This window comes from Mycobacterium helveticum (assembly GCF_007714205.1).
Classification (GTDB): Bacteria; Actinomycetota; Actinomycetes; order Mycobacteriales; family Mycobacteriaceae; genus Mycobacterium; species Mycobacterium helveticum.
Genome location: NZ_VMQU01000257.1, coordinates 1 through 2100 on the forward strand (window position 1 = coordinate 1; position 2100 = coordinate 2100).

At 68.1% G+C, this 2100-nt stretch carries 1 protein-coding gene; it reads left to right on the plus strand.

The window, feature by feature from the left end:
• Positions 1–260: 260 nt before the first annotated feature.
• Positions 261–2099: an IS1634 family transposase gene (locus FPZ47_RS27260; RefSeq protein WP_145039763.1), complete on the plus strand. Its 1839-nt coding sequence runs from the start codon at positions 261–263 to the stop codon at positions 2097–2099.
• Position 2100: the final 1 nt, after the last annotated feature.

The following is a 2100-nucleotide window of genomic DNA, read 5'->3' on the forward strand; positions in this document are numbered from 1 at the left end:
CCTAGCCCCGTTTTCCGCACCGATCGAGCGTAAGGCCTGACCTTTCGGCATCCGATCCGCGCATGGCTGACTGTGGTAAGGCATTGCGAGAGTTGGCGATTCGACTGTAGTGGGGTGCTGTCCCTGCCGCCGACGAATCAGCGCTCTACGGTTTGGTGTAGGGCCAAACTGTGGTAGCAGGGCTGGCGCGGAAACACTGAATTCCATGCTTGTAATACGCTTCCGGTCGCGATAACGTAGGGCCAACCTACGAGATCGGGATGGCGCGCATGTACCTCAAGCGGCACGCGGTCACCAAGGGCGGCAAACGCTACGTATACCTGCGGCTGGTCGAGGCCTTCCGGGACGAGTCCGGCCGGGTACGGCACCGGGTGTTGCACACCCTGGGCCGCGAGGACGAGCTCAAGGCGTCGGGCCAACTCGAGCAGCTGGCGGCCTCGTTCGCCCGGCTCGACCCGCCGCCGGCCGGCACCCGTCGCCACGTCGGGCCGCTGCTGCTGGTGGGCCACTATCTGAACCGGCTGGGGCTGGTCGAACTCATCGACGCGGCGGCCCCGATGCGCGGGCGGGCCATGCTCACTCACGGGGAGGTGATCGCCGCGCTGGTGTCCAACCGGCTGTGCGGGCCGGCGCCGCTCTACGACGTGGCTGGGTGGGCGTCGTCGGCGGCGATGGCCGAATTATTCGGCATCCCAGCAGGATTGCTCAACGACGATCGGCTCGGCCGGGCATTGGAGGCGCTGGCCCCAGTGGCCGAGCAGGTCCGCGGCGAACTCGCGTTGGCCGCCGCGTCCCGCTGCGGGGCCGACCTGTCGCGGCTGCACCTGGACATGACCGCGGTCCGGTTCACCGGCGGCTACGCCGGCTCGGCGCTGGTGGAAAAAGGGTGGGCCGCCGACCGCACCATCGCCCGCCAAATCAAGACCATGCAGGTGTCCACCCGCGCCGGGGTCGCGGTTTACTACCGGCCGCACCCGGGGGGCTCAGGCGAGGCGCCGTGCTTCGCCGACACCCTCGAGCGCATTCGCGCGCTGGCCCCGCCCGGCGTGGTCTGCGTCATCGACTCCGGATTCGGCTACCTGGGCCGGCTGTGCGCCGCCGACGCCAAAGGACTGCGGTTCGTGGTGCCGCTGCGCGCCGACACCGGCTGGGCGGGCTGGTTCGCCGCCGACGTGCCCGGCGGGCTGGCCGCGCTGCACCGCCTCGATCACTGCTCGGCGCGCGAAGCCCGGCTGCCCGAGCACGAGCGCACCGTGTGGAAAGGAGCGCTGCGCGAGCGGCAGATCGCAGACGCCGACACCGGCGCCACCCACCGACTGCGCATCGCCTACATCTGGTCCTCCGAGGAGGCCGCCTCCGTCGCCGAGGCCCGCGAACGCGCCCTGACCAAGGCCCAGGAAGCCCTCACCCGCATCCACAACGGCCTGGGCGGGCGCTACTACAAAACCAAAAAGCAGGTCGACGACCGAGTCGCCACCATCATCGGACACCGCATCGCCGAGCTGATCACCGTCACCACCGGCCTCACCAAGGACGGCAAACCCACCATTACCTGGCGTCGCAACCCCGAGGCCATCACCAGCGCTTCCACGCTGGACGGTCTCTACGCCCTGGCCACCAACCTGCCCGACCCACCCGAGGGCACCCTGACCGCCCTCGACGTGCTCAACATCTACAAAGACCAATGGATCGTCGAACAACGCCACCGCGACCTCAAACAAACCCTGCACGTACGGCCCATCTTCCTGCACAACGACGACCGCATCCACGCCCTCATCGCCGTCATCGGCATCGCCCTGCTCATCTACGGACTCATCGAAGCCGACCTACGCGCCGCTCTCGGCCCCAACACCGCACTGCCCGGCCTGCTGCCCGAACACCGAGACGCCGTCCCCACCGCCCGCGCCGTGCTGACCGCCTTCACCGACCTACACGCCACCTACACCACCGACGGACTCGTTCTCGACCAACTCACCACGGTCCAACGACTCATCCTCGCCCACCTCAACATCCCCCTACCATGGCCCGAAACACGCAGCACCACAACAACACCCAAAACCGCAAACCTAAACCCCCAACTATGCGGAAAACGGGCCTAGC